Genomic DNA, 22692 nt, shown 5'->3' on the forward strand with positions numbered 1-22692 from the left:
TCAATTTTAATGAGTCGTTGTAATCACATCGGCTCATTTTTCCCACTTCATCACAAAAAAACAGCCTACAAAGAAAATTTTCCTTACCTGACTTTACTGTATAAGAGAACAGTATATACTGTTCTCTTATACAGTATTGTTCAGTTATACAGGTAAATAAAATGCTGGCTCATCTAAGTGTTAATAATTTTGCGATTGTTAAGTCTTTACAACTCGAGCTTTCTAAGGGCATGACCACCATTACAGGTGAAACAGGCGCGGGTAAATCCATTGCTATCGATGCTTTAGGGCTCTGCTTAGGCGGACGAGCCGATGCCGGCATGGTGCGACAAGGTGAAGAGAAAACCGAAGTTAGCGCCGCTTTTTTATTGGACAACAACTTACATGCAACACGTTGGTTAGAAGATAACGATCTGCTAGATGGCAGTGAGTGTATTTTGCGTCGTATTATCACAAAAGAAGGCCGCTCAAGAGCCTTCATTAATGGCAGCCCTGTTCCACTATCACAACTCAAATCTCTAGGGCAGCTACTTATCAATATCCATGGGCAGCACGCTCATCATCAATTGATGAAAAGTGAGCACCAAATGGCCATGCTCGACCAATATGCTGGGCATTTAAACCTACTAAAAAGCACACGAAGTGCTTACCAGCATTGGCGTCAGGCGGATAATAACCTCAAGCAGCTAAAAGAAAATAGCCAGCAAAACCAGGCGCAAAAACAGTTGCTTGAATACCAAATCAAAGAACTGAATGAGTTATCGCTAGGTGAAGAAGAATTTGCAGAGCTCGAGCAAGAGCATAAACGACTATCCAACAGTGGTGAACTCGCCACTACCTGTCAGCAAGCCATCGAACTTATTTACGAAGGTGAAGAAGTCAATGCGCTTGGTATTTTGCAATCGGCCAATCACTCCCTAATTCAATTAGCCGAATTAGATGAAAAGCTATCTGAGCTACCTAACATGCTGTCAGAAGCGATGATTCAACTTGAAGAAACGAAGAATGAATTACGCAGCTACTTAGATGGCATCGATGTTGATCCAGCTCGTATGGCTTATGTAGAAGAACGTTTTTCTAAAGTGATGTCTGTAGCTCGTAAACACCACGTAATGCCAGAAGAACTCTACCAGCATCATCAAGATCTTCTGGCCCAAGTAGAAGCGTTAGATTGCTCCGATGAACGTTTAGATGAACTTGCTCAAGAAGTAGAACACAAGTACCAAAGCTTTCTAACACAAGCAGAAAAACTGCACAAATCACGCAGCCGTTACGCAAAAGAACTGAACAAACTGATCACACAAAGCATGCACGAATTGAGCATGGAGAAAGCAGTATTCAGTATCGAAGTTAGCAATGACAACACGCACCCATCGCCGCTTGGCATGGACAGCGTGTACTTCTTAGTATCGACCAACCCGGGACAACCATTGCAACCTATAGCAAAAGTTGCGTCAGGCGGTGAGCTATCACGTATCTCTCTAGCGATCCAAGTGATCACCGCTCAGAAAGTAGATACACCAAGTTTAATCTTCGATGAAGTGGACGTAGGTATTAGTGGCCCAACAGCTGCCGTAGTGGGCAAAATGCTACGCAAGCTTGGCGAATCTACTCAAGTATTGTGTGTCACTCACCTCCCTCAAGTTGCCGGATGCGGCCATCAACAAATGTTTGTTGCTAAGCAAACCAAAGCAGGCCAAACCGAAACCCAAATGCACGCATTAGATGAACAACAACGTGTGGCAGAATTAGCTCGCTTACTTGGTGGTAGTCAAATAACCGACTCAACGTTGGCAAACGCAAAAGAACTGCTTATCGCCGCTTAATAAATCGACAAGGGATGAGATATGGATATCAGAGCAATACACAAAACCAACTGCTTAGATCTCATCCCTATTTTTATTGAGTTAGAACATTACTACTTCAAAGAAAAAGCTTCATCAAAACACGATCTGGTCCATTATCTAAAGAGCCAAGTCTTCTCTGAACATTCTGGCGTTAATATCATTGCGGTTTACGATAATGATGACGTCGTAGGCTTTGCATCTTATACCGTCATGTTCCCTGCCCCAAAACTCTCAGGGCAGATGTACTTAAAAGATCTGTTCGTATCTTCGAAGGTTCGAGGAAAATGGGTTGGTCTCAAGTTAATGAAGTATCTGGCATCTTTGGCGATCAAGTGTGGATGCCAAAGGTTGGACTGGACAGCTGAAAGTAGTAACCCTACCGCAGGTCAGTTTTACCGCTCAATTGGTGCAACACTAATTCATGAAAAAGAGTATTATCGTTTTTCAGGTGATGCATTACGCGAATTCGCCAAAACCGACTAACAAGTCACTAGGCTTGGCTCACCGCTGAAAGCGTCCATCACCCTACTTCCGATTGAAATTTGCTCTTCGTCACCTAACTAATACGTCATGTGGTGACATTTACCGCCTAATATCGGTGAATAAATGCAACTCAACTCAAAATTCGTTGTCAGATTGTCTACCATACGACGCATAGCTTTTTACATCTGCGTCGAGCTTGTTTATTATCAGCGCAGTATTTTAAAGGTTACTAAGAAATTATTATGCAATTAAAGAAGTGGTTAGTTGCCGTACCATTAGCAATGACATTGCTGACAGGATGTTCGGTATTGGAAAGACTGGTTTATCGTATTGATATCAACCAAGGCAACTATGTAGAACAAAGTGCGGTTGATAAATTAAAGTTTGGGATGACTAAAGCACAGGTTCGCTTCGTATTAGGGTCGCCAATGCTTATTGAAAACGGCTATCCAAACACTTGGTATTACATCTATCATCATACTCCTGGCCATGGCGAACCAGTACAGAAAGATCTGATTGTAAACTTTAATGACCAAGGCACACTCGCAGACATCAGTGGTGACTTTCCAAAAAGTGACGCATTTTACGAGCAAATTCAGTAAACTGACTTTTGCAAAAAAACCTCCCGTTTGGGAGGTTTTTTATTATATAGAAATCACGTTAGTCAAACTTTGAGTAACTCACATGAGCTATTGGGTTTGTATTAATCCTGCTTATTTTTACGTACAGAACTAGGCTTGCCACCGGTGACTGGGTCTGCACTTCCCTCGGCTTTAGCCTGCTCCGCCCGTTTACGGCGAATCTCTTTCGGATCGGCAAGTAACGGACGATAAATCTCTATTCGATCTCGATCTCGAACGGTCGCATCCAACTTCACGTTACGACTAAACACACCCACTTTGTTCTTGGACAAATCAATTTCAGGGTACAACTCCAATACACCGGATTGTCTAATGATCTCTTCTACCGTTGCGTGATTATTTACCACTAAGTTAAATACACGCTGTTCATGAGGAAGAGCATAGACAACCTCAACGTGAATCATATCTGACTCAATACTCATAACACTCGTAGACCTGTTTTGCGCGTTTAGTAAATGCATTTACCATATTACTAGTAAGCTCGTTAAAAATCTTACCGAAGGCCATCTCAATCATTTTACTTGAGAATTCAAACTCAAGCTTTAGTTCAACCTTGCAAGCTTGCTCATCTAGCGCGGTAAAAATCCAACCACCACGCAACGTCTTAAACGGGCCATCCACCAAGTTCATCATAATTGCCTGACCGGGGATCAACTCATTTGAAGTCGTAAACGTTTTGCTGATTCCAGCCTTCGCCACATCGACAGAAGCCACCATACCATTCCCCGAAGACTCAATGATTCTAGAGCCCGAGCAACCAGGCAGAAATTCAGGGTATTTAGCAACATCATTAACCAGATTGAACATCTGTTCGGCGCTAAAAGACACAAGCGCAGAACGGCTGACTTGCTTCATACATACTCCTATCGATACATGTACAGATTTAAAGCTACTCGCCAATTTTACTTTTATTCCACGATTGCGCAAATAAAAGGATTTCCTATCCGATATCCAACCCGTATAATGACGCTATTATGGCAAAGAAAAAAACGAAACAAAAAGCGGGTAGCAATACTATCGCGCTGAATAAAAAAGCTCGCCACGAGTATTTCATCGATGATGAAATCGAAGCTGGCTTGGAGCTCCAAGGTTGGGAAGTGAAAGCCCTTCGCCAAGGTAAAGCCAATATTTCTGAAAGTTACGTATTTATGCGTGACGGTGAAGCCTTTGTGAGTGGCATGACAATCACTCCTTTAAATCAGGCATCGACACACGTTGTGGCGAACCCTACACGTGTGCGTAAACTACTAATGAGTCGTCGTGAGCTGGATAACCTATTCGGACGTGTAAACCGTGAAGGTATGACATTAACGGCCCTCTCACTGTACTGGTCTCGCTCTTGGGTGAAACTAAAAATTGGCGTAGCAAAAGGTAAAAAGCTGCACGATAAACGTACGGATCTAAAAGAAAAAGACTGGGCAAGAGAAAAAGCACGCGTAATGAAGAGCGCGCTGCGTTAATCTTGACCACTTAAACGCATAGTACTGGACAGCCAATGCTTTTCTGTTACTATGCGAATATTACCTGGGGCTGATTTAGGATTCGACGGGAATTCAGAAGTCTGAGGTGCATGCCGAGGTGCGGTAGGCCTCGTTAACAAACCGCAAAAAAATAGTCGCAAACGACGAAAACTACGCACTAGCAGCTTAATAACCTGCTAAGAGCTCTCTCGCCCTAGCTTCCGCACGTAAGACGGGGAATAACGAGGGATCAAACCCAAACGCGCTAGCCCGGATTCTCCCGCCTGAGAGATGAACGGCGAATTTTAATTCAGGCTAGTCATTCATTAGCGTGTCGGTTCGCAGGTGGATGGCGAAATTAAAGATCGACTAAGCATGTAGTACCAATGATGAACGGTTTTCGGACGCGGGTTCAACTCCCGCCAGCTCCACCAAACATCATGTAAGCCTCTGATTTTTCAGGGGCTTTCTTTTTATATATGCCTATGAAAAGAGAAATTGAGGTACATCCTGTTCTACATATGGACGGAGATGACACTTTGCACATGACACAACGGGCAAACGGTAACTGGTACTATCAACGCCGTATCCCAACCCACTCTCAGCCATTCTTTGGCAACAAAAAGTCCATCAAAATCTCACTGCGCACCAAGTCTGTCGCAGAAGCTCGTGTTAGAGCGCGTCAGCTATCTGTAGAGCATGACGTCCTATTTGCGCAGCATGAGACTCTCGCAACAACGACAAGCAAACCTAAAGGCTACGCAAGTAACCCACTTGAGGTGCTCGTTGACGTCAAAGCTAGCCAAGCTCAACACAAAGAAATCACTCAAGCGACGTCTGGCAACCTAGTAGGAACTCAGAGCTTACTACACGCACAAGTCTTTACTGCGCCACTAAAGGAGCGTGAGAGCGTCTTTACGGGTATTGAGGCAATGAGAGATGATTTATGCGAACTCATGTGCGACCTTGCCGAAAATAGATTGAGTGAGTATGACGCCAAGCTTTCGCGCTCGTGGCGTATCATTGAGGGTGCGATGGAGTCAGAGCACTACGAGTACTTTGTAGAGCAACCATTTGAAAATCAAAGACAACTTGTCATCGAGAGCTGTAGAAAGTCGATACAAGGACTATCCTCATTAACTACTCAGCTCACGGATGTGATGGCAGAGCGTCTTGAGTTACCTAATGCGTCTGATACCTACCTTCATGAGCTAAGGGGAACGCAAGCTCCGACGGAGAGCGAACATCAAAGCTTGCTGTTATCTGAATGCGTAGAGCTTTACCTCAAGGATAGAGAAAAAGACAACATGCAACCCAAGACCTTTGAAAGCTACAAGGCTCGTATGCGACTCATGCTATACATCTTGGGCGACCGTCCTATTGACTCTCTCAAGCGTGCTGATGCTTTGATGTTCAAGGATAAACTCTTGCAGTTACCAGCGAACCTCAACAAAGTGTCGAGCTTTAAGGGCTTACCTGTTGATGATGTCATTGCTCTCAAACCGACACCGATGGCAGTAAGCACAGCAAATGACACAATGACTGGTGTTAGCTCATTCTTCGACTGGTGCGTGTTGAATGAGTACGCGTCCAAGAATGCCTTTAAAGGACTCAAAGTAAAGACCAAGAAAAAGGCATCTGATGAGCGTAGCGCGTTCACTGAGTCTGACTTAAAGACCCTATTTCAGCATCCATACTTCCAAGGAGGTAAGAGTAAACACCCACACTATTACTGGCTACCTGTACTAGGGCTTTATACAGGTGCTCGTCTCAACGAGTTGTGTCAGTTGCATGTATGTGACGTTCGTAGAGATGATGAGAGCGGACTTTGGACTATGACCATCACCAATACTCAAGAAGACCAGAAAACCAAGAATATGAGTTCAATTCGCACTATTCCACTGCACCCTAAATTAATTGAACTAGGATTCGTTGACTACGTACAGAACCTCACTCATGAGCGCGTCTTTCCTGAGCTTAAGAGAGGAAGAGATGGGTATGGACAAGCACCATCCAAATGGTTTGCTCGCTTCCGCGACAAAGTGCTGCCTAACGCCAAGAACGAACATAAGGCTTACCATTCTTTCAGGCACACTTTCATCAACGCCCTGAAGCAATCAGGCGTATCCCGCAGTCATGCAGCAGCCTATGTGGGTCATGGGGACGGAAGTGAAACGTTTGGACGGTATGGTAAAGCTTATGTCGCATCAGCATTAGCTCCTATATTGGACAACATTACGTTCGACTTCGACATAAAGCCCTATGTACTATCTAACTAGTACGAATTAAAAGGTAACACCTGACGTCTACCCAAGTGTTACCTTTCATTTTACATTTTACCTTCGGCTGCTTGTCTCGCTAAGCAGTCTGAATGCTCATTACCTTTGACGCCAGAGTGACCAGCTACGTGCTCAACGCTAACACGTGGACGAATAGCTTTAAGCTCATCTATCAGCATCCATAAGTCCTGATTAGCGACAGGCTTCTTGCTTGAGTTGCGCCAAGCGTTACGCTTCCAGCTATCAAGCCATTCATTGAAGCCCCGCACACAGTACTGACTGTCACTAAAGACATTGTCCCCCTCACCAGCTACAAGTAAGGCAATGATGAGAGCCAGAAGCTCAGCCCTTTGACTGGTGACACCACCAGCCCTGCGAACGGAGGATGAGTACTCCTGAATGCAATGTCCAAGAGCGTCGTAAACAGCGACACCAACACCCCCTTGAAGACACCCGTGCTGATTGTCTGGTGCTGAACCATCGCAATAGATACTTAGTGGGTGCTGAGCGTTGTGTAATAGATGTATCGTTTGAAGCTGTGTATTCATATTGAGTCCTTAATCGTAAAGCCACACCGAAAGCCCCACATAGCCAACTACACCAACGAAAGACTCGTAGTGACTAGCTGACAGCATGGCTTTGCGGTTAAGCGTTGGGTTTGAAGTGAAGTAGACCTTGTGGTGGCCTATTGTGGGTTGTGGAGATCTGAGGGTTAATCAGGCTGCTTGGAGTGATAGCGCTGATGTGGCATGTATCGAGCGTTTAAAGGTAATGCTGTAGTTCGCACCTTCATCACCACCTAAACACACGATATAGCCGTGGTGGTCAAGCCGCTTTAGCGACTCTCGAATAGTACGAGGCTTGAGCCTTAGAGCTTCTTCAAGCGTCGACATCGACACGATAAGATACTTTGCCCCTTTCGGTAGCATTCGTTCAGCAACAGTAAAGACTCGCTTGTCGCTAACACTGAGCCAGTACTGAGACTCACTTTCAGGGATTGTTGTCTCATGACGAGGTATCCCATACATTTGTGCTAACTGAGACGCTACCTTACGGCAAACAGATAAGTACAACGCAATGGTGCGCTTTGAATACGACTCGCGGCTTAGTGCTTTGAGACTGACATTAAGACGCCTTTCAAGACTGTCATAGGTAAGTGTATCGAGCGTCTGAAGCAATCGAAAGATTCGGCTTCTAGACAGCCCTCGACCTACCCCAGACAAACGACAGGCGTTATCAAAGACGGCCATCTGGCGACGACTAAGGTCTGAGTACTCAAGTGCACAAGCAAGCTTAGCTTTCAGCTTTGAGTTGTTTACATACGTCATATCAAGTCCTTTAAAAACAATAAATTACAGAACAATCCTGCAAGACTGCAACATATATAAGAAAGGCATTGAGTAGTTACTTAGGGTTGGGTAGAAAGGACGATGATTGATAGGAAGGCGCAGAGCTTAAAGTCTCTCTAAGAACTACTTTAAGTTAAGCTCTAAGTAAGTGATTGTTATTGTTAATAACTACAATCACATCTTAAAGACAGACTTTAAGTATCCACGCCCTACACCAGCACGTCTTACAAGCTTAAAGCTTCCCTTAAAGATAAAGAGAACTCTTAAGCTTTGCGTCTGGTGCATGTATTGCTCTTTGTCTCTCTGCTTGCCCAAGGCATTAAGACTCACTCTCTATGAAGCCGAGAGGTAACGAGGTGATGGCCTTGAAGCCCACTCAGTGCGTGACTCTGATGTGTGACTTCTTGCTGTGGTTTGGCGGCTACAGTCCGCATTGGGTTTGTTCTTATAGGCAGTCGTAATTACAGGTTATTAACATCCTGTCAGACTCACCGTATCGGGCTGCGCCCTATAGGCAGTCGTAATTCGATTGGCATTGCGTTGAGACTCAAAGAGAGCGTAAAGGCAGGGGAGGAGAGCGTTGATACCTCGATGGTTTGACCCAACTAAGACAGACAAGGGCAGGCGTTGCACCCGCCCAAGTGACCTAGATAAGCTCGGCGTTAACCTCCGCCATGTAAGGCGCTAAGACATTCTCAATGCCATTTGTAGCGTCCTCAAAGACACCAAGCTCTACTAACGCTTTAACATGCCCCCACACCTCTTGGTGAAGCTGCGAGTCTTGCGTTGTAAGCAGCGTTTGAGTATCAAGATGATTAGAGGCTTTAATAGTTAAGACGTCGTTCATATCAATGCTCCTTTGTGCTTAAGGTGAGCTAAAGATACCGAAACTCAACTTGGTTGTGTTATGTGTAGTCACTAGTGAGTGCAATAACTTGAATATGGTCACGCAAGAGCTTGCTAAGTGAGTACTTATTGTTCAAACAGCCGACACTTAGAACACGGTGCCAGCTTCAACCGCCTTCTTCTTCACTCTCTGTACGGTACTTGCATTACAGCCAAGCTCCTGAGCGACACCACGGATAGACTTTCCCTCAAGTAACAACTCAATGATACGCTGATGCTGCTTGGTATTAGCTTTGCGTCCTTGGAACTTCTCAGCCCACTTCGCAGGGTTAGCTTTAAGCGCTTGTCTTCCAGCCTCAGCCGACGCTAAGCGATTCTTACGCTCTGCCGCAGCCATAGCCGTGAGCATGGTAATCTGGATGTCAGTGACCATGTTCTGCATTTCATCATCTTTGCTTGAGTATGAGAACGTCAGACCTTGGTTGATAGTCTTAATGCACACACCCCTGTCGAGAAGCTCACGTATAGTCGATTCAGCGTCTCGATAGTCACGCCCTAAACGGTCAACCCACCATACGACTAGAGTATCTCCTTTACGTAGCTTACCAAAAAGAACCGATAGCCCTGCCCTCTCTTTAGCTGGCACAGTACCCGACACTTTCTCTGTCGTAATCTCCGCATCAGGGTAGAGCTTTGAGATGTCACTCAATTGGCTATCTACGTTCTGCTCCTTAGTCGACACACGGACATAAGCAAAGACCATTGAGTTGCTGTCATTGGATTGAGTTGTCATTGTCATACCTCGAACGAGTGCTTTAGGTTACTGTATGCTTAACTTGCTATATGCATATCGACAAGTCAACACCTAAAGCATACAAAAATAACACCCTTAGAGTGTATGCATTTGGGCATAATCTATTGCACTCAACCTTTGATAAGAGTATTCCAACTCATACATTTAAAGTTAGACATAAGCTGGCAATAGCTCTATCGAAACATAGAGCCGCAGGTATGCTAAAGGGGCATGGGGGAAAACCAAGTAAGCGCATTATGTATACAAGCACTCAGATTTTTTACACAAAATCATTAGAGCTAAAACGCCCAACATCACATATGCCATAACCTCATCCACCAATTGATATTCAACACATTGACATGCAATCAGTAGATAAACTAATCTAATATTGTGTTTGTTAAGAGGGAAACTCGCCATCAACTGAGTGCAAACTCGAGGAAAGTTTCGGACTTTCTGCCTTTTCCCCCGTGCGTGTTCCCTTCGCCGTCGCTTGATGTTCATCATCAGGTTGCTGGATAAGACTGAGAACGAAAGCGCGGGCGGGTTTCGAACCTTTGACGAACAAGGTTCGTGAAATGGGAGCTAGTGTTGTTCATCCCTTCTTTGTGAGGCGAACCTTGAAGTTTTCCAGTGGACATAAGTCTACGGCTTCAAGGGCACAAGGAGATGTTCATATGAACCAAACAAATACAGAACAACAGACACAGGAAAACCAGAAGCCGAAGAAAAGCTGGAAAGCTTATGCTTGGACTTGCTTCATTACCCTCACTAGGATTCTTAACATTCTAGTAGCCATCGTAAGATGGTTAGAGGGAGACGGTGAGTAATGTGTTCTCCCCTCTTTCAACTCAAAGGAAAACTTCATGCTTCATAAAGCTTTGCGACTGATACGGAAGTACCACAATAAGTCCCCCTCGGAAACTGCTTTCGCCCTAGGAATATCTAAGACCGAGCTATCTGAAATAGAGTCTAATCAACGCCCAATATCCCCTGAACTTCTAAACAAATATGCGCTGATGTTTGAGCTTCCAGTATCTTCTTTAGTCTTGTTTTCAGAGACTGTAGAAAAGGAAAGGAAGTATAGTCAGATAATTAGAAAGTCTCTCGCTGGTAAAGCCTTAAAAATCTTGGAATGGATGACTGACGAACATGCCCAAAACAAAAACAAAGCTCAAAATTGATACGCGAGGCAAGTTCTACGCTCTTAAAGACTCTCCCTTATATAAACTCAGAACTAAACGGCGTCTCGCAGAGGTGCTAAATCACTCCCTACAGACCCTTAGAGCTTTACGCACAGACCAAGGAAACTACAAAGAATTCGAAGATAATTCAGGGGGTAAAGCTAGAAAGATACAGCAACCAGCTCGAAGTTTAGACATGGTGCATACTCGAATCGCGAGCCTTTTATGTCGAATCGACACTCCTGATTACTTACATTCAGGAAAGAAAGGGGTTTCAAACGTAACGAATGCAGAAGCACACATAGATAGTCACAACGTCCTGACCACTGATATTCGCTCATTCTTTCCTTCAACAACTAGGAGGATGGTCTTTTCTTTCTTTTATGGTGTTATGAAGTGCGCTCCTGATGTGGCAGATCTATTAGCTGACCTATGCACTATTCATTCACACATTCCCACAGGAAGTCGTCTGAGTATGCCGTTAGCGTTCTGGGCAAATCATACGATGTTCAATGAGCTAAACGAACTATCCATAAAGCACAACGTTAAAATGACCGTTTACGTCGATGACTTAACATTCTCAGGAAAGGAAGTGAATCGTCTATTTTCTTCTTGTGCTAGAAGGATAATATCTAAGTACGACCACTGCATGCACCCAAACAAAACTAAGCTTTATAGTGCAACATCACCAAAGCTAATCACGGGCGTAGTTGTTCAAGGAAGCTTACTAAAAGTCCGGAACCAACAACACCAATATCTCTTGAGTGAAATGACGCAATGGCTATCAATCAAAGACTCACCAAGAGCACTTCATCTAAACATAACAAATCGTATGCTTGGCCGACTTTACTCGATGTCAGTAATTGATAAACGCTATCGCGCAAAAGCTAGAATGGTTCGAAACTCAACAGCTCTCTAATCAAGTAATTCAACTCCCAAAGTGGGAACTGAACTGAACTAGCAGTGTTCTACAAGGTGTGCTACATTTCGAGTAAACCACTGGTGTACCCTCCTTGTATATCAGAGACTTACAGAAGGAAAGGCGACGAACTCTCGAATCCCGCCAGCTCCACCAAACGTTTGGAAAAGGCCACCCTAGGGTGGCCTTTTTTGTATCAACAACCCACTATCCACTATCCACTATCCACTATCCACTATCCACATTGTCTTCTTTTCTCACGCACTCATGCTACCTGATAACTTTTCACGAGCATTACTGCATAACTCTGAACGTACACCGATTTAAAAACTCGTTGAGTATTAAGTAACAGGCGATACGCTCATAAATACACCACCAAAAACACATGGAAGTTCAGAAGAACTCATTCAAGGACAAAAAGTGTGTACTATATGCTCTTCGATTTAAAGTGTTCTAAGTTTTTGGGGTATCAACAACTACGAATGCTAAATCTAAGTTATAGAGTTATGATGGGTTAAAGTTGAACAATTTGGGTTTATCACTAACCATCAAAAGATACTCAATAAGCCTTTTCTTTTGTTCTTGGTTATCACAATTGGCGGAAAAATAAATTATCAAGTCAATCTAGCATTACGATGTAAAGTAATAAAAACACCTCTTGAGCAAGCGACTAATTAACTATTTTCAATACGATTTCATTGTCTGAAACCTAGTATTTATAGAGCTCTTTCCCATTCGATAGCTCTCGTTTATTTTGCTTCCACATTACCTGATGAAAGCCTCAAAAATCCAATACAATATAACTACCTAAGGTTAGCGTAGACTGAGTATTCCAGATTTAAACTTTATTAATGCTAATAAAAATCGGTCAAGTAGATAAACATAAATCTAAAAATGTAATTTTCAAATTCACAAGTTACAAGGGCAATGCAGTACGAATCACATAGTTAGCATTAAATATTGTAAAAACACACTATACATATACATTTATAGATTTTTAAAATGAAAAAAGTCGATGTGAGAAATTACTTAGTTGGATTTATTACAATCATATTGTTGAGCATTAATATGAGTTTTGGAGAGAGTATATTGAATAGCGATAAAGTTAACCAATACACACCACAAATCAATGGTGTGCTAACAAAAAAAGGGAAGCCGATTGATAACCAAAAGGTTAGTCTTAGTATTGGTTTAAGCGCTTCAGGAAAATCAATAGACTTATCAACATTTACTGACAGCAATGGTCGGTTTGAATTTTCTCCTGTGTATGAGAACAAAGAGAGCGTTAAGATCCCGCTTATTGAACATTATGTAACTATTGTTTTAACCACAGAACTAGATATTGATGAAAGCGTTATTATTTGGGAAGGTTCGTTCGATGGCTATGAAATAGAGGATTACGTAAAAAACAATATGGCTAATCTAGTCTGTGATGCAGCAAACCCTCTTAAGTACTTTGCTTTTTCAATTGATGATGACGAAAACGATGACTACTACGTAAATAGTCAATGTGATTTATTTGGATATATTGACTCTGATTTATATGGAAATTAAAGAATGCAATCACTCTCACCAAAGCTATCATCTAGAATCGCAGAAATCCCTTATTCTGTATTCGCAACTAATGTTCGTAACGTTAGTGGTTATATAGCAAAGTTTTTTACATTTGATCTAAGGAATGATGTCAAAAAAGGAACGACAAGTGGCTTTATGGGATTTGGTGGAATGACATCAGATTTTGTAGCGATAGGTCGAGGTAAGGGCGAGTTTACCGATACTTTAGTATTTTCCTTTCGTGGCACTCAAGCAAACATCGGCGACATTATGACCGATGGAAACATTGGGATATCAGGTACCTCATCAGGTTACAGGGTACATGCAGGTTTTGTAAATCTCTTCAATACGATAAAGCCACAACTTGCAGCATACATCGCTGGTTATTCGAAAAAGAACATGAAAGCACCGAAGGCAATACACTGTGTAGGTCATAGTTTAGGTGGTGCTCTTGCTTCATTAGCGGCAGATTGGGTGAAGAGTCAGTACGGCTATAGCGTACACCTATATACTTTTGGCGCACCAAAAGTTGGCTTTAAACCATACGCAAGAAGGGAGTTAGATTCTTCATATCGCTGCACTCATGGTGCAGATCCAGTTCCTATGTCTCCTCTTTGGCCATTTACTCACGGTGGTATTGAGTATCGGCTAGATGGAAGTTCTGGCATCTACTTCTGCGCTCATGGACTAGGAAAAAAATCTGTTCCGGGTTATGTCAATACCGCTACAAGTAATGAGTGGTCGGCACTACAACCCAAATCTCAAACTTACCTAGAACGCAACGTATTTCTTGACTTCAACAATAGATATAATGCTCGAATGACTGATGGTTGGGTAAGTAAAATAGTCTCTTCAATTTTGACCTTACTAAGAATTTCAGGTCTGGGTCATATAATACAACAAATAGCAACCGTAGGCCTTACTGCTTGGGATCAACTAGCTAAAGCTATGGCGTACATTTCAAAACTAAAAAACGAGTATACAGAACACGTCCGCGGTATTTTAGGTCACATGAATGTAATGTCAGGTAGCGCAGCGATCGACCTATCGAGTATTACTTATAGAGTGATAAAACTTTGTTTTTCGAGACTAGTAAGAAGGTTAGACAGTCATGTTAGAAATGCTCTAAATATAGTAGCGTGACAGTAAAAGACACTAACAATTATTCTAAAAACCGCTCAATTATCCTCAACTAGATTGAGTTCAGAAAAAGCGAAGCTATTTAGGCTTCGCTTTTTATTAGGGCTTAGAGTTGTTAACAATATTAAAATCTATATTCCACACCTAGTGATGCTTGGTTAAAGTCTGTTTCCGTGTTTGCACCGTTCGCGACATTCTCCGCATTGAGTTCTACGTCGTACCACATATATTCTGCGTTAACTAAGAAGTTATCAGTAACTTTAAAACCAACACCGGCACCAGCGAATACACCTTCATCATCTTTGTTGCCTTGGAAGCCCGCAACGTTGTAATCCGTCGAGTACCACATTTGACCGCCTTTTGCGTAAAGGTCGACACGATCAGCAATGGGAGCAGTAACTTTTAGAGCCGCTGTATAGCCGTCCGTTTCGGCATTTGCTAGGTTATTACCATAGCTACCGAAATCAATGTAACCACCTTCCAACGCTAAGTAAGGATTAAAACGGTAACCAACTAAACCTTGAATAACATCGCTGTCATCATCAAAGTCATCTTGTCCATCAACTTTTAAGTAACCGTAGTTGGCGCCAACATATACACCATGATCGTTGGAGTCCGCAGCATGTGATAAAGTACTAAACGTTGCTAAAGAAAAAAGGCTAATCAAAGTAACAACATTGCTTTTCATTTCGTTCTCCTAATATAAGTTCCATTGAAGGTTCGAATAGTAAAGAGCAAATGCAATGCCAACTTTAAATTAATGAAAAATATATTTAATTTTATAGAATACTGACAATCCTCTAAAGATCGCCGAACAAAAATAGAAAAAAGAGCTGTCTGTTTACTTTATATAAACAATACTAAATTGAGGTTAATCTCTGATGTGAAAAATATTCTTGTTAATTTGTAGATTTTTCAAAGAAATTAAATAAACATCTAAAATACTCTTGTAGATTAATCCGTCAAAAAACGCTTAGCTAGTTTTTATAAGAAAGGAAGCTAATCACACATACGTTGCATCTTACTTTGCTTCAAGCCGTGAATACTCTACTCTTTGCCTAAGCAGAGTTTAATGGAACTGAAGTATGTTAAAAGGCACTGAATACCCTTCTATTCGAGCATTAAGGACGTTTGTCGCGGTCTCTAATTACCTCAGTTTCTCTAAAGCAGCGGATGCCCTATGTATTACGCAAAGCGCAGTAAGCAAACAAATCGCATCGCTGGAGCAATTGGTGGGTTTACCTTTAATACAAAGAGGGACGAGTGGTATTGAGTTAACCGAAGAAGGCAAGCGTTATCTGCCGCAAGTCACAGAAGCTTTGGAGCTTATTCAGCATGCAACTGCCAACTTAATCCAGTCAGATTCAAAGCAAGAATTACTCACCGTGGACGTAACCCCTTCTTTTGCCAGTCTTTGGTTGATACCTAATATTGATGACTTCCACCAGCAACATCCTAACATCCGAGTAAGAGTCTGTACTGGGGATGGGAACGTCAAAGATTCGAGCAACGAAAGTGACTTACATATTCGCTGCCTTCCATTATCCACACATTATGAATACAGCCACTTACTGTGCGAAGAAACATTGTTATTAGTCGGTTGTACAAATGCTCCTGCAATTGAGAGTGTGCACGCTGTTAGCAATTATCCTTTTATACCTCAAATCACTCGCCCTCAGCTATGGGAGCAATTTAACGCTGTCTACACTGTAGAATCTCCCGTTACCTATCAACCTGTAGGCGTCGAACATTTTTACCTAGCTTGCGAAGCTGTCAGAATGGGAAAAGGGCTCGCCTTGCTTCCTGATTTTATGGCGCAGTATTCGATTTTAAGAGGGGACATTCAGCATGTTCTCAACCTCTCTTTACAGAGCGGTTATGGTTATTACGTGATGATTCCAAATTATCGACTTTCAGCTAAAAAAGTAGTGGCATTTCACGAATGGCTGAAGAGCAAGCTAAGTTAATGTTGTTTCTTTAAACTCGTTTAGGTAAACCAAAACAACTCAAAGACTTCGGTATCTGTCTGCTCAAATTTATGGCATTCTCATCCATACTATTTAAAAAGGATAAATGGATAGTAGGATATGGACAGCAACACGCCAAGACTCTCTTTACGCACCATTGAGCCGACCGATTACCCAGAGCTCGCGGAATTAATGGACCTTGTTTTTCCTGATGTTGGTGGCTCATGGCCACGCCTGACCATCATGGATCTTATTCATCAGTTTCCTGATGGACAAATCTGTATTGAGGATAACGGAAAAATTGTCGGCGCAGCGCTAACAATCAAAGTGGACTACAACCGATTTTCACTTCCTCACCTGTACACCGACATCATCACCGAGAACAACGTAATCCAAAACCAAGTGACCGGTGACGCCATGTATGGTCTCGATGTATTTGTTCACCCGGACTACCGTGGGCTGCGTTTAGGTCGTCGTCTGTATGATGCGCGTAAAGAACTTTGCCGGAGTAAGAATTTCAAAGCAATTTTAGCCGGTGGTCGCATCCCGAATTACCACAAATATGCTGACGAACTGAGCGTGGCTGAATACATCGACAAGATAAAACGCCGTGAGCTTCACGATCCTATTTTGTCTTTTCAGCTTGCAAACGACTTCGATGTCAAACGTATTATGCGTGGTTACTTGCCAGAGGACAGTGCTTCTAAAGGCTACGCAACTCTGCTGGAGTGGGATAACTTTTTCTACGAAGAGGATATTCAATCCGTACACGATGTAGAAAAAACACTGATTCGGATTGGTGTTGTGCAATGGCAAATGCGCGCCATGAATGACTTAGAGGACTTGCTCGATCAGGCTGAGTTCTTCATCTCTTCTCTTGCGAACTACAAAGCCGATTTCGCCCTATTTCCTGAATTCTTTAACGCGCCGCTGATGGGCTTGCAAAACGACCAAAATTCCGTCGAAGCAATTCGCTTTTTGGCTAGCTTTACAGAAGAGATCAAAAACCGCTTCTCGCAGATGGCAGTCACCTACAACATCAACATTATTGCTGGCAGTATGCCCGTCATCGAGGATGGCAAACTGTATAATGTGGCCTACTTGCTGCAACGAGATGGTGAAATTAACGCTCAATATAAAATCCACATCACGCCCCATGAGCAAAAAGACTGGGTGATCGACGGTGGTGACAATGTTCAAGTGTTCGAAACCGATGCGGGCAAAGTCGGCATACTGATTTGTTATGACAGCGAATTCCCTGAATTGGGAAGAATGCTCGCCGAGCAAGGCGCACAAATTGTGTTCGTTCCTTTCTGGACAGACACAAAAAATGGCTACCAACGAGTACGAATCTGTTCCCAATCACGAGCCATCGAAAACGAATGCTACGTTGCAATTGGGGGCAGTGTCGGCAACTTACCTCGTGTTGATAATGTCGATATCCAGTACGCACAATCTGCCGTATTCTCACCGTCGGATATCTATTTCCCACACGATGCGACCTTGACAGAAGCAAGCGCCAACACCGAAATGATAATCTTCGCTGATGTTGATTTGACTAAGTTGAAACAGCTTAATACCGAAGGCTCTGTCACCAACTTACGTCATCGCCGCCTTGATTTGTATGGCGCATTCACCAAAGCCAAAGAGTCATAAGGATCTCCCTAGTTCGCCGCTACCAAAGAGCGTGGCGGCGAGTAAAGCAAGCTGCAGGTTGATTCTGCGCAATTATCAGAGGCATGTCAGTTTTTCTCAACGGTGAGAAACAAGAATTGACCCAATAGGACATTCGGAGTATCACTCCAACTTCGTTCCGCTTTTATTAGGGGAAAGCTTTTGGAACATATTAACGAACTTCTCATGTCAATGAAGCCTTTGCTTGAGCAATATGGCTACGTTGCGCTGATTGTCAGCATATTTCTAGAAGGGATAGGTATCCCGATGCCTGGTCAATCACTGATGATCGCGGCATCTTTGCTCTCGTCAGAACAAGTCATGAACCTAAGTATGGTAATGATGGTATCGTGGCTGAGCTGCTTTTTTGGTAATACCTGTGGCTACTTAATCGGTTATTACTTTGAGGGGTGGTTAGATAAAAAAGGCTACATTTCCGGCCCGAAGATGCAAACGCTTCAATTGACGATCCAGAAATACGGCCCTACGTGCTTGGTCGTCAGTCGCTTTATTGAAGGAATGAAGCAATTTATGCCTCTTGCATGCGGTATCGCGAAAATGCCACGTAGAGAGTTTTTGCTCGGTAACGCCCTCGCGGCGACGGTTTGGGTATTGGTATTCAGCTTGTTAACTCACTTTGCATTTGAACATTTAAGCGTGTTGAGCAACCTGTACACCGAATACAAATATCTGGTATGGGCATTTGCTGCTGTCTTATTTACGTGGATGGTTTTAGGTATTGTTAAACGCAAAAAAGCCAAATCAATGCAATAACGACAGCCTCTTCATTGGCGCATAACTAAAGCTCGTGGTATCAGTGAGATACGTAATACGAGCTTTTATCTTTTTCTTTACGTGCAAAATTTAAACAGCCATTTAGACGTCTAGACGTTGACAATGTGTAAATGTGATATTAGTCTGCTCTTCTCTCTTATTATTAACATTGTCGTTTACATGTCCGGTTCCCAACAAACAACTAAAACAGTTGCACCTTCTGCGGTCGCACTGATCCCATTGATTGTATTCCTTGCGCTGTTTATTGGCGTAGGCACTTACTTATCTTTACAAGGCGTTGAATTTGCCTTCTACCAGCTGCCTGCACCCATCGCGGTATTACCAGCCATCATCATTGCGTTTCTTTTAAGTAAAGAGAAACTTAACCGCTCAATCGAACACTTCATGCGTGGTGTTGGCCACCCAGACATCATCGCAATGTGTATGATCTATCTTCTTGCTGGTGCCTTTGCTGCTGTAGCAAAAGCCTCTGGCGGTGTTGATGCAACGGTGAACCTTGGTTTATCCGCAATTCCAACCAGTATGATTTTACCGGGCATTTTTCTGATTTCTGCTTTTATCGCAACAGCAATGGGCACTTCGATGGGTACCATCGCAGCCGTTGCACCCGTAGCGTTAGGCATTGCTGAATCAGCCGGGATGAGCTTACCGTTAACTGCAGGCGTTGTGCTGAGCGGCGCTATGTTTGGTGATAACCTTTCTATCATCTCTGACACCACCATCGCGGCGACACGCTCTCAAGGTTGTGAGATGAAAGACAAGTTTAAAGAGAACATTCGTATTGCTTTGCCTGCGGCGTTGATCGCGATTGCAGTGTTCGCTTTCAACAGTACAGCGACTCAAGTGCCTGCAACTGGCGATATTGAGTGGCTAAAAGTCTTGCCGTACATCACTATTTTGATCCTAGCGGTATCTGGTGTGAATGTGTTTGTGGTTCTGTCGATTGGTATCCTTTTGGCTGGCGGCGTGAGCTTGGCATCGATTGACAATTACGGACTGACTAATCTAGCCCAAGACGTTTATAAAGGCTTTGGTAACATGCAAGAGATCTTCTTGTTGTCCATGCTAATTGGTGGTTTGAGTGAACTGATGCGTCGTCAAGGCGGCCTTGCTTTCCTAACCAATTTCGTTAGCAGCCTTATCCACGCGTTTGGCTCTAGCCACTCTAAGCATGCCAACAGCCGCGCGAGTGAGCTAGGTATCGCAGGCTTGGTGTCGATGGTCAATGGCTGTACGGCAAACAACACCGTAGCCATCATTGTATCGGGCAGCGTTGCTCGCCAACTGGCGGAAGAGAATAATGTCTCTCCTCGCCGCTCAGCAAGCTTGTTAGACATTTTCTCATGCGTGGTGCAAGGCGTGTTGCCTTACGGTGCTCAAGTACTGCTGCTAGGTTCCGTATTCAACCTATCGCCACTTGAAGTAGTTGCTAATTCTTACTACTGTTTTGCATTAGCGATAGCGGCTGTTGTCGCGGTGTTTATCAAACATCCCGCTCGTCAACCCGCAGTGCAAACCGAAAACTAACGACAAATACCAAAAAGGCTCCGGTGGAGCCTTTTTACTTTCTTCTTTATTTTCCTTGCCGCGAACAGATTTACTTCAAAACTGAACGCAAACTTTGCGCACTGTGTAAAGGTATCGCGAAGCGATGCGCCACATCGCGTAGAGCTTCCACCTGAGCCGCGTTGCTGATTGCTAATTCGCCTGCCACATCGAAGTGGTTATTCTCAAACCCAACTCTCACATCGAATCCAAGTAACATCGCACTCGCTAAACAGTCTTGCTCTCGCGCGCCAAAAGCACAAATGGCACATCGAATTTCTTCCTCGACAAAACGCGCCAAATTCAAACCTCGTAAATCCCATGGCGAAGACTGTTGAGCTTGGTGATAACGCCCTAACACCACTAAGGCATGCTGATACGTTTTAGGTAACACGCCCGCATCGCGTAGTTGGAAATAACGTTCAATGTCGGTTGCATCGTAGAGAATAATTTGGCTCACGATGTTGTGCTCTGCCAACCAATGGAAAAAGGCATGCCCTTCTTTCTCACTTGCGCGATCGGGGATTAACTCCCTCAATGCGAAAGAAGCCGCTTCAGGTTTCACAGCTTTGACTAACGCCCGCTGTTGTGGCGGAGAATATAAACCCACCGCTTCTGTGGTGAGCTGAACCATCATGGTTTCTCCCACCGCTTCTTTCACGGCATGGTAAATTTCCATGTTGTCGTCGATGTCTAATGAATGACGTCCGTTGGCGTCTCTAGCATGCAAATGGATCATGGCAGCCCCTACCGTTTGACAAGCAATAGCCTCTGCAACCAGTTCGTCTGTTGTCATGGGTAAGTTGACGTGATCGTGCTTGGTTTTTCTTGCGCCGTTTGGAGCCACGATAATAGCGATAGGTTCTCGCAAATATTGGTTTGCTACTTCCATGTCTCCGCCACCTCTTTTAACGTCAGTGAGAGTTTGCCGACTAGTTCATCAATATGATGAGACTGAATAATGAATGGCGGTGCGAGCAAAATATGGTGCCCATTAACGCCATCAATCGTTCCGCCCATTGGGTAACACATTAAGCCATTTTCCATTGCTCGCTGTTTGATGCGTTTGTCTGCCAATGTGGCTTTACTCAGAGGCGCCTTGCTTTCTTTATCCGCCACCAGCTCAATGCCCATAAACAAGCCTTTACCACGAATGTCGCCAATGTACGGTAAATGGGCCAATGCAGAAGTAAGCTCATTACGCAGCAAAGCACTTTGCTGATTCACCGCCGTTAATAAATCATCTTGGAAGATGGTTTGAATGGTTGCCACGGCAGCAGCGCACGCCACAGGGTGCGCCATAAAGGTATGGCCATGTTGGAAAAAACCGCTTCCACCGGCAATAGCTTGGTAGACTCGATCATTCGCAACCACCGCGCCAATAGGTTGATAACCCGCACCAAGCCCTTTAGCCATACACACCAGATCGGGTTCTGCCTCTTCTTGCTCAAATGCAAAAAAACTGCCACTGCGTCCAACGCCACACATGACCTCATCCAAGATCAATAACACATCGTATTGGTCGCATATTTCGCGAATACGCTTGAAGTAACCTTGTGTGGCAGGCACAGCTCCAGCGGTGGCTCCCACAATGGGCTCGGCGACAAAAGCCATGACATTATCAGCCCCCAACTCAAGAATTTTTGCCTCTAGCTCATTCGCCGCTCGCAATGAGTAACCCAATTCCGACTCATGACTCTGCTGATAACGATAAGCATAGCACGGGGCAATGTGATGACTCGGATGCAAGATAGGTTTGAACGGTTCACGTCGCCATTCATTACCTCCGACAGCCAAAGCCCCCAAGGTATTGCCGTGATAACTTTGCTGACGCGCGATGAATTGCTTTTTCTCTGGCTTACCTGATTCCACGAAATACTGCCGCGCCATTTTTAGTGCCGACTCCACCGCTTCTGATCCTCCACTGACTAAGTACACATGGTTGAACTGTTCAGGCATGTGCTGACAAATCAATTCTGCTAGGCGCTCACTGTTGTCACTAGTAAAAAATCCAGTATGAGCAAATGGCACTCGCTCGAGCTGTTCCAACATGGCTTTTTTAACGGCGTGATGACTGTGGCCAAGGTTTGATACCGCAGCACCACCACAAGCATCGAGATACTGCTTTCCATGCTTATCGAATAGATAAACACCTTCACCTCTATCGATGATTGGTAGCGTAGCATGGCAATGACGGTGAAATACGTAAGACATTT

General features: G+C 43.8%; 21 protein-coding genes and 1 other RNA gene. 13 read left to right on the plus strand and 9 right to left on the minus strand.

Annotation, left to right across the window (positions count from 1 at the left end):
* Window positions 1-161 precede the first annotated feature (161 nt).
* The 3 genes from recN (at window position 162) to bamE (ending at window position 2932) form a co-directional block, all read left to right on the plus strand.
* On the plus strand, window positions 162-1826 hold the full coding sequence (gene recN, locus R7Z10_RS12510) for a DNA repair protein RecN (protein ID WP_318104967.1): 1665 nt from the start codon (window positions 162-164) through the stop codon (window positions 1824-1826).
* A gap of 21 nt (window positions 1827-1847) precedes the next feature.
* Window positions 1848-2330 carry a GNAT family N-acetyltransferase gene (locus tag R7Z10_RS12515; protein WP_318104969.1) on the plus strand — a complete coding sequence of 161 codons (483 nt, stop codon included), beginning with the start codon at window positions 1848-1850 and terminating at the stop codon, window positions 2328-2330.
* A gap of 242 nt (window positions 2331-2572) precedes the next feature.
* On the plus strand, window positions 2573-2932 hold the full coding sequence (gene bamE, locus R7Z10_RS12520) for an outer membrane protein assembly factor BamE (protein WP_017820585.1): 360 nt from the start codon (window positions 2573-2575) through the stop codon (window positions 2930-2932).
* 101 nt (window positions 2933-3033) lie between these two features.
* Here the strand turns inward: bamE and R7Z10_RS12525 are convergent, their stop codons facing one another.
* On the minus strand, window positions 3034-3393 hold the full coding sequence (locus tag R7Z10_RS12525; RefSeq protein WP_005381640.1) for an RnfH family protein: 360 nt from the start codon (window positions 3391-3393) through the stop codon (window positions 3034-3036).
* Window positions 3383-3826 (minus strand): SRPBCC family protein, encoded by a 444-nt coding sequence (locus R7Z10_RS12530; protein WP_005381641.1) that lies wholly within the window; start codon window positions 3824-3826, stop codon window positions 3383-3385. Before R7Z10_RS12530 ends, R7Z10_RS12525 begins: the two co-directional genes overlap by 11 nt.
* A 119-nt stretch (window positions 3827-3945) precedes the next feature.
* Between R7Z10_RS12530 and smpB the strand changes: the two genes are divergently transcribed.
* The 3 genes from smpB (at window position 3946) to R7Z10_RS12545 (ending at window position 6710) form a co-directional block, all read left to right on the plus strand.
* Window positions 3946-4431 (plus strand): SsrA-binding protein SmpB, encoded by a 486-nt coding sequence (gene smpB, locus R7Z10_RS12535; RefSeq protein WP_005381642.1) that lies wholly within the window; start codon window positions 3946-3948, stop codon window positions 4429-4431.
* 66 nt (window positions 4432-4497) lie between these two features.
* Window positions 4498-4865: a transfer-messenger RNA gene (ssrA, locus tag R7Z10_RS12540) on the plus strand.
* Between the two features lie 111 nt (window positions 4866-4976).
* Complete coding sequence (locus R7Z10_RS12545; protein ID WP_228841877.1) at window positions 4977-6710, plus strand: site-specific integrase; 1734 nt, start codon at window positions 4977-4979, stop codon at window positions 6708-6710.
* 50 nt (window positions 6711-6760) lie between these two features.
* Here the strand turns inward: R7Z10_RS12545 and R7Z10_RS12550 are convergent, their stop codons facing one another.
* From R7Z10_RS12550 to R7Z10_RS12565, 4 genes are all read right to left on the minus strand, one after another.
* Window positions 6761-7258: an RNase H family protein gene (locus tag R7Z10_RS12550; RefSeq protein ID WP_151514555.1), complete on the minus strand. Its 498-nt coding sequence runs from the start codon at window positions 7256-7258 to the stop codon at window positions 6761-6763.
* A 168-nt stretch (window positions 7259-7426) separates the two neighbouring features.
* Complete coding sequence (locus tag R7Z10_RS12555) at window positions 7427-8038, minus strand: hypothetical protein (RefSeq protein ID WP_029838792.1); 612 nt, start codon at window positions 8036-8038, stop codon at window positions 7427-7429.
* A 667-nt stretch (window positions 8039-8705) separates the two neighbouring features.
* On the minus strand, window positions 8706-8906 hold the full coding sequence (locus R7Z10_RS12560) for a hypothetical protein (RefSeq protein ID WP_005479249.1): 201 nt from the start codon (window positions 8904-8906) through the stop codon (window positions 8706-8708).
* Window positions 8907-9053: 147 nt separating this feature from the next.
* Window positions 9054-9698: a recombinase family protein gene (locus R7Z10_RS12565; protein ID WP_262606319.1), complete on the minus strand. Its 645-nt coding sequence runs from the start codon at window positions 9696-9698 to the stop codon at window positions 9054-9056.
* Window positions 9699-10564: 866 nt separating this feature from the next.
* Here R7Z10_RS12565 and R7Z10_RS12570 point away from each other — a divergent pair.
* The 3 genes from R7Z10_RS12570 to R7Z10_RS12580 all read left to right on the plus strand — a co-directional run bounded on the left by R7Z10_RS12570 (window position 10565) and on the right by R7Z10_RS12580 (window position 14498).
* Window positions 10565-10882 (plus strand): helix-turn-helix domain-containing protein, encoded by a 318-nt coding sequence (locus R7Z10_RS12570; RefSeq protein WP_025625821.1) that lies wholly within the window; start codon window positions 10565-10567, stop codon window positions 10880-10882.
* A 1921-nt stretch (window positions 10883-12803) separates the two neighbouring features.
* Entirely contained in the window at window positions 12804-13355 is a 552-nt protein-coding gene (locus R7Z10_RS12575; protein ID WP_225466667.1) for a DUF6795 domain-containing protein, read from the plus strand.
* 3 nt (window positions 13356-13358) lie between these two features.
* The gene (locus R7Z10_RS12580) at window positions 13359-14498 is read left to right on the plus strand and encodes a lipase family protein (RefSeq protein WP_025768873.1); all 1140 of its coding nucleotides are present in this window, start codon (window positions 13359-13361) and stop codon (window positions 14496-14498) included.
* Between the two features lie 121 nt (window positions 14499-14619).
* On the opposite strand, the gene R7Z10_RS12585 is transcribed toward R7Z10_RS12580, so the two are convergent.
* Window positions 14620-15183 (minus strand): porin family protein, encoded by a 564-nt coding sequence (locus R7Z10_RS12585; RefSeq protein WP_005381668.1) that lies wholly within the window; start codon window positions 15181-15183, stop codon window positions 14620-14622.
* 397 nt (window positions 15184-15580) lie between these two features.
* Between R7Z10_RS12585 and R7Z10_RS12590 the strand changes: the two genes are divergently transcribed.
* The 4 genes from R7Z10_RS12590 to R7Z10_RS12605 all read left to right on the plus strand — a co-directional run bounded on the left by R7Z10_RS12590 (window position 15581) and on the right by R7Z10_RS12605 (window position 20458).
* The gene (locus R7Z10_RS12590) at window positions 15581-16462 is read left to right on the plus strand and encodes a LysR family transcriptional regulator (protein WP_318104970.1); all 882 of its coding nucleotides are present in this window, start codon (window positions 15581-15583) and stop codon (window positions 16460-16462) included.
* A gap of 120 nt (window positions 16463-16582) precedes the next feature.
* Window positions 16583-18118, plus strand: coding sequence for a bifunctional GNAT family N-acetyltransferase/carbon-nitrogen hydrolase family protein (locus R7Z10_RS12595; protein ID WP_005381670.1), 1536 nt, complete (start codon window positions 16583-16585; stop codon window positions 18116-18118).
* Between the two features lie 204 nt (window positions 18119-18322).
* A complete protein-coding gene (locus R7Z10_RS12600; protein WP_005383738.1) occupies window positions 18323-18910 on the plus strand; it encodes a DedA family protein in 588 nt (195 codons plus the stop codon).
* Window positions 18911-19090: 180 nt separating this feature from the next.
* Window positions 19091-20458 (plus strand): Na+/H+ antiporter NhaC family protein, encoded by a 1368-nt coding sequence (locus tag R7Z10_RS12605; protein ID WP_192943676.1) that lies wholly within the window; start codon window positions 19091-19093, stop codon window positions 20456-20458.
* 70 nt (window positions 20459-20528) lie between these two features.
* Here the strand turns inward: R7Z10_RS12605 and R7Z10_RS12610 are convergent, their stop codons facing one another.
* Window positions 20529-21368 (minus strand): 3-keto-5-aminohexanoate cleavage protein, encoded by an 840-nt coding sequence (locus R7Z10_RS12610; protein ID WP_318104972.1) that lies wholly within the window; start codon window positions 21366-21368, stop codon window positions 20529-20531.
* Complete coding sequence (locus tag R7Z10_RS12615) at window positions 21359-22690, minus strand: aspartate aminotransferase family protein (RefSeq protein WP_318104973.1); 1332 nt, start codon at window positions 22688-22690, stop codon at window positions 21359-21361. Before R7Z10_RS12615 ends, R7Z10_RS12610 begins: the two co-directional genes overlap by 10 nt.
* Between the last annotated feature and the right edge of the window lie 2 nt (window positions 22691-22692).

This window comes from Vibrio sp. Vb1018 (genome assembly GCF_033338775.1).
Lineage (GTDB): Bacteria > Pseudomonadota > Gammaproteobacteria > Enterobacterales > Vibrionaceae > Vibrio > Vibrio alginolyticus.

Excerpts from the sequence above, each read along its gene's own strand:
- bamE (WP_017820585.1), top strand. The coding sequence starts at position 2,573 with ATGCAATTAAAGAAGTGGTTAGTTGCCGTACCATTAGCAATGACATTG.
- R7Z10_RS12565 (WP_262606319.1), bottom strand. The coding sequence starts at position 9,698 with ATGACAACTCAATCCAATGACAGCAACTCAATGGTCTTTGCTTATGTC.
- R7Z10_RS12595 (WP_005381670.1), top strand. The coding sequence starts at position 16,583 with ATGGACAGCAACACGCCAAGACTCTCTTTACGCACCATTGAGCCGACC.
- R7Z10_RS12525 (WP_005381640.1), bottom strand. The coding sequence starts at position 3,393 with ATGAGTATTGAGTCAGATATGATTCACGTTGAGGTTGTCTATGCTCTT.
- R7Z10_RS12590 (WP_318104970.1), top strand. The coding sequence starts at position 15,581 with ATGTTAAAAGGCACTGAATACCCTTCTATTCGAGCATTAAGGACGTTT.
- R7Z10_RS12615 (WP_318104973.1), bottom strand. The coding sequence starts at position 22,690 with ATGTCTTACGTATTTCACCGTCATTGCCATGCTACGCTACCAATCATC.
- smpB (WP_005381642.1), top strand. The coding sequence starts at position 3,946 with ATGGCAAAGAAAAAAACGAAACAAAAAGCGGGTAGCAATACTATCGCG.
- R7Z10_RS12585 (WP_005381668.1), bottom strand. The coding sequence starts at position 15,183 with ATGAAAAGCAATGTTGTTACTTTGATTAGCCTTTTTTCTTTAGCAACG.
- R7Z10_RS12605 (WP_192943676.1), top strand. The coding sequence starts at position 19,091 with ATGTCCGGTTCCCAACAAACAACTAAAACAGTTGCACCTTCTGCGGTC.
- R7Z10_RS12600 (WP_005383738.1), top strand. The coding sequence starts at position 18,323 with ATGTCAATGAAGCCTTTGCTTGAGCAATATGGCTACGTTGCGCTGATT.
- R7Z10_RS12560 (WP_005479249.1), bottom strand. The coding sequence starts at position 8,906 with ATGAACGACGTCTTAACTATTAAAGCCTCTAATCATCTTGATACTCAA.
- R7Z10_RS12555 (WP_029838792.1), bottom strand. The coding sequence starts at position 8,038 with ATGACGTATGTAAACAACTCAAAGCTGAAAGCTAAGCTTGCTTGTGCA.
- recN (WP_318104967.1), top strand. The coding sequence starts at position 162 with ATGCTGGCTCATCTAAGTGTTAATAATTTTGCGATTGTTAAGTCTTTA.
- R7Z10_RS12515 (WP_318104969.1), top strand. The coding sequence starts at position 1,848 with ATGGATATCAGAGCAATACACAAAACCAACTGCTTAGATCTCATCCCT.
- R7Z10_RS12575 (WP_225466667.1), top strand. The coding sequence starts at position 12,804 with ATGAAAAAAGTCGATGTGAGAAATTACTTAGTTGGATTTATTACAATC.
- R7Z10_RS12580 (WP_025768873.1), top strand. The coding sequence starts at position 13,359 with ATGCAATCACTCTCACCAAAGCTATCATCTAGAATCGCAGAAATCCCT.
- R7Z10_RS12570 (WP_025625821.1), top strand. The coding sequence starts at position 10,565 with ATGCTTCATAAAGCTTTGCGACTGATACGGAAGTACCACAATAAGTCC.
- R7Z10_RS12545 (WP_228841877.1), top strand. The coding sequence starts at position 4,977 with ATGACACAACGGGCAAACGGTAACTGGTACTATCAACGCCGTATCCCA.
- R7Z10_RS12550 (WP_151514555.1), bottom strand. The coding sequence starts at position 7,258 with ATGAATACACAGCTTCAAACGATACATCTATTACACAACGCTCAGCAC.
- R7Z10_RS12530 (WP_005381641.1), bottom strand. The coding sequence starts at position 3,826 with ATGAAGCAAGTCAGCCGTTCTGCGCTTGTGTCTTTTAGCGCCGAACAG.
- R7Z10_RS12610 (WP_318104972.1), bottom strand. The coding sequence starts at position 21,368 with ATGGAAGTAGCAAACCAATATTTGCGAGAACCTATCGCTATTATCGTG.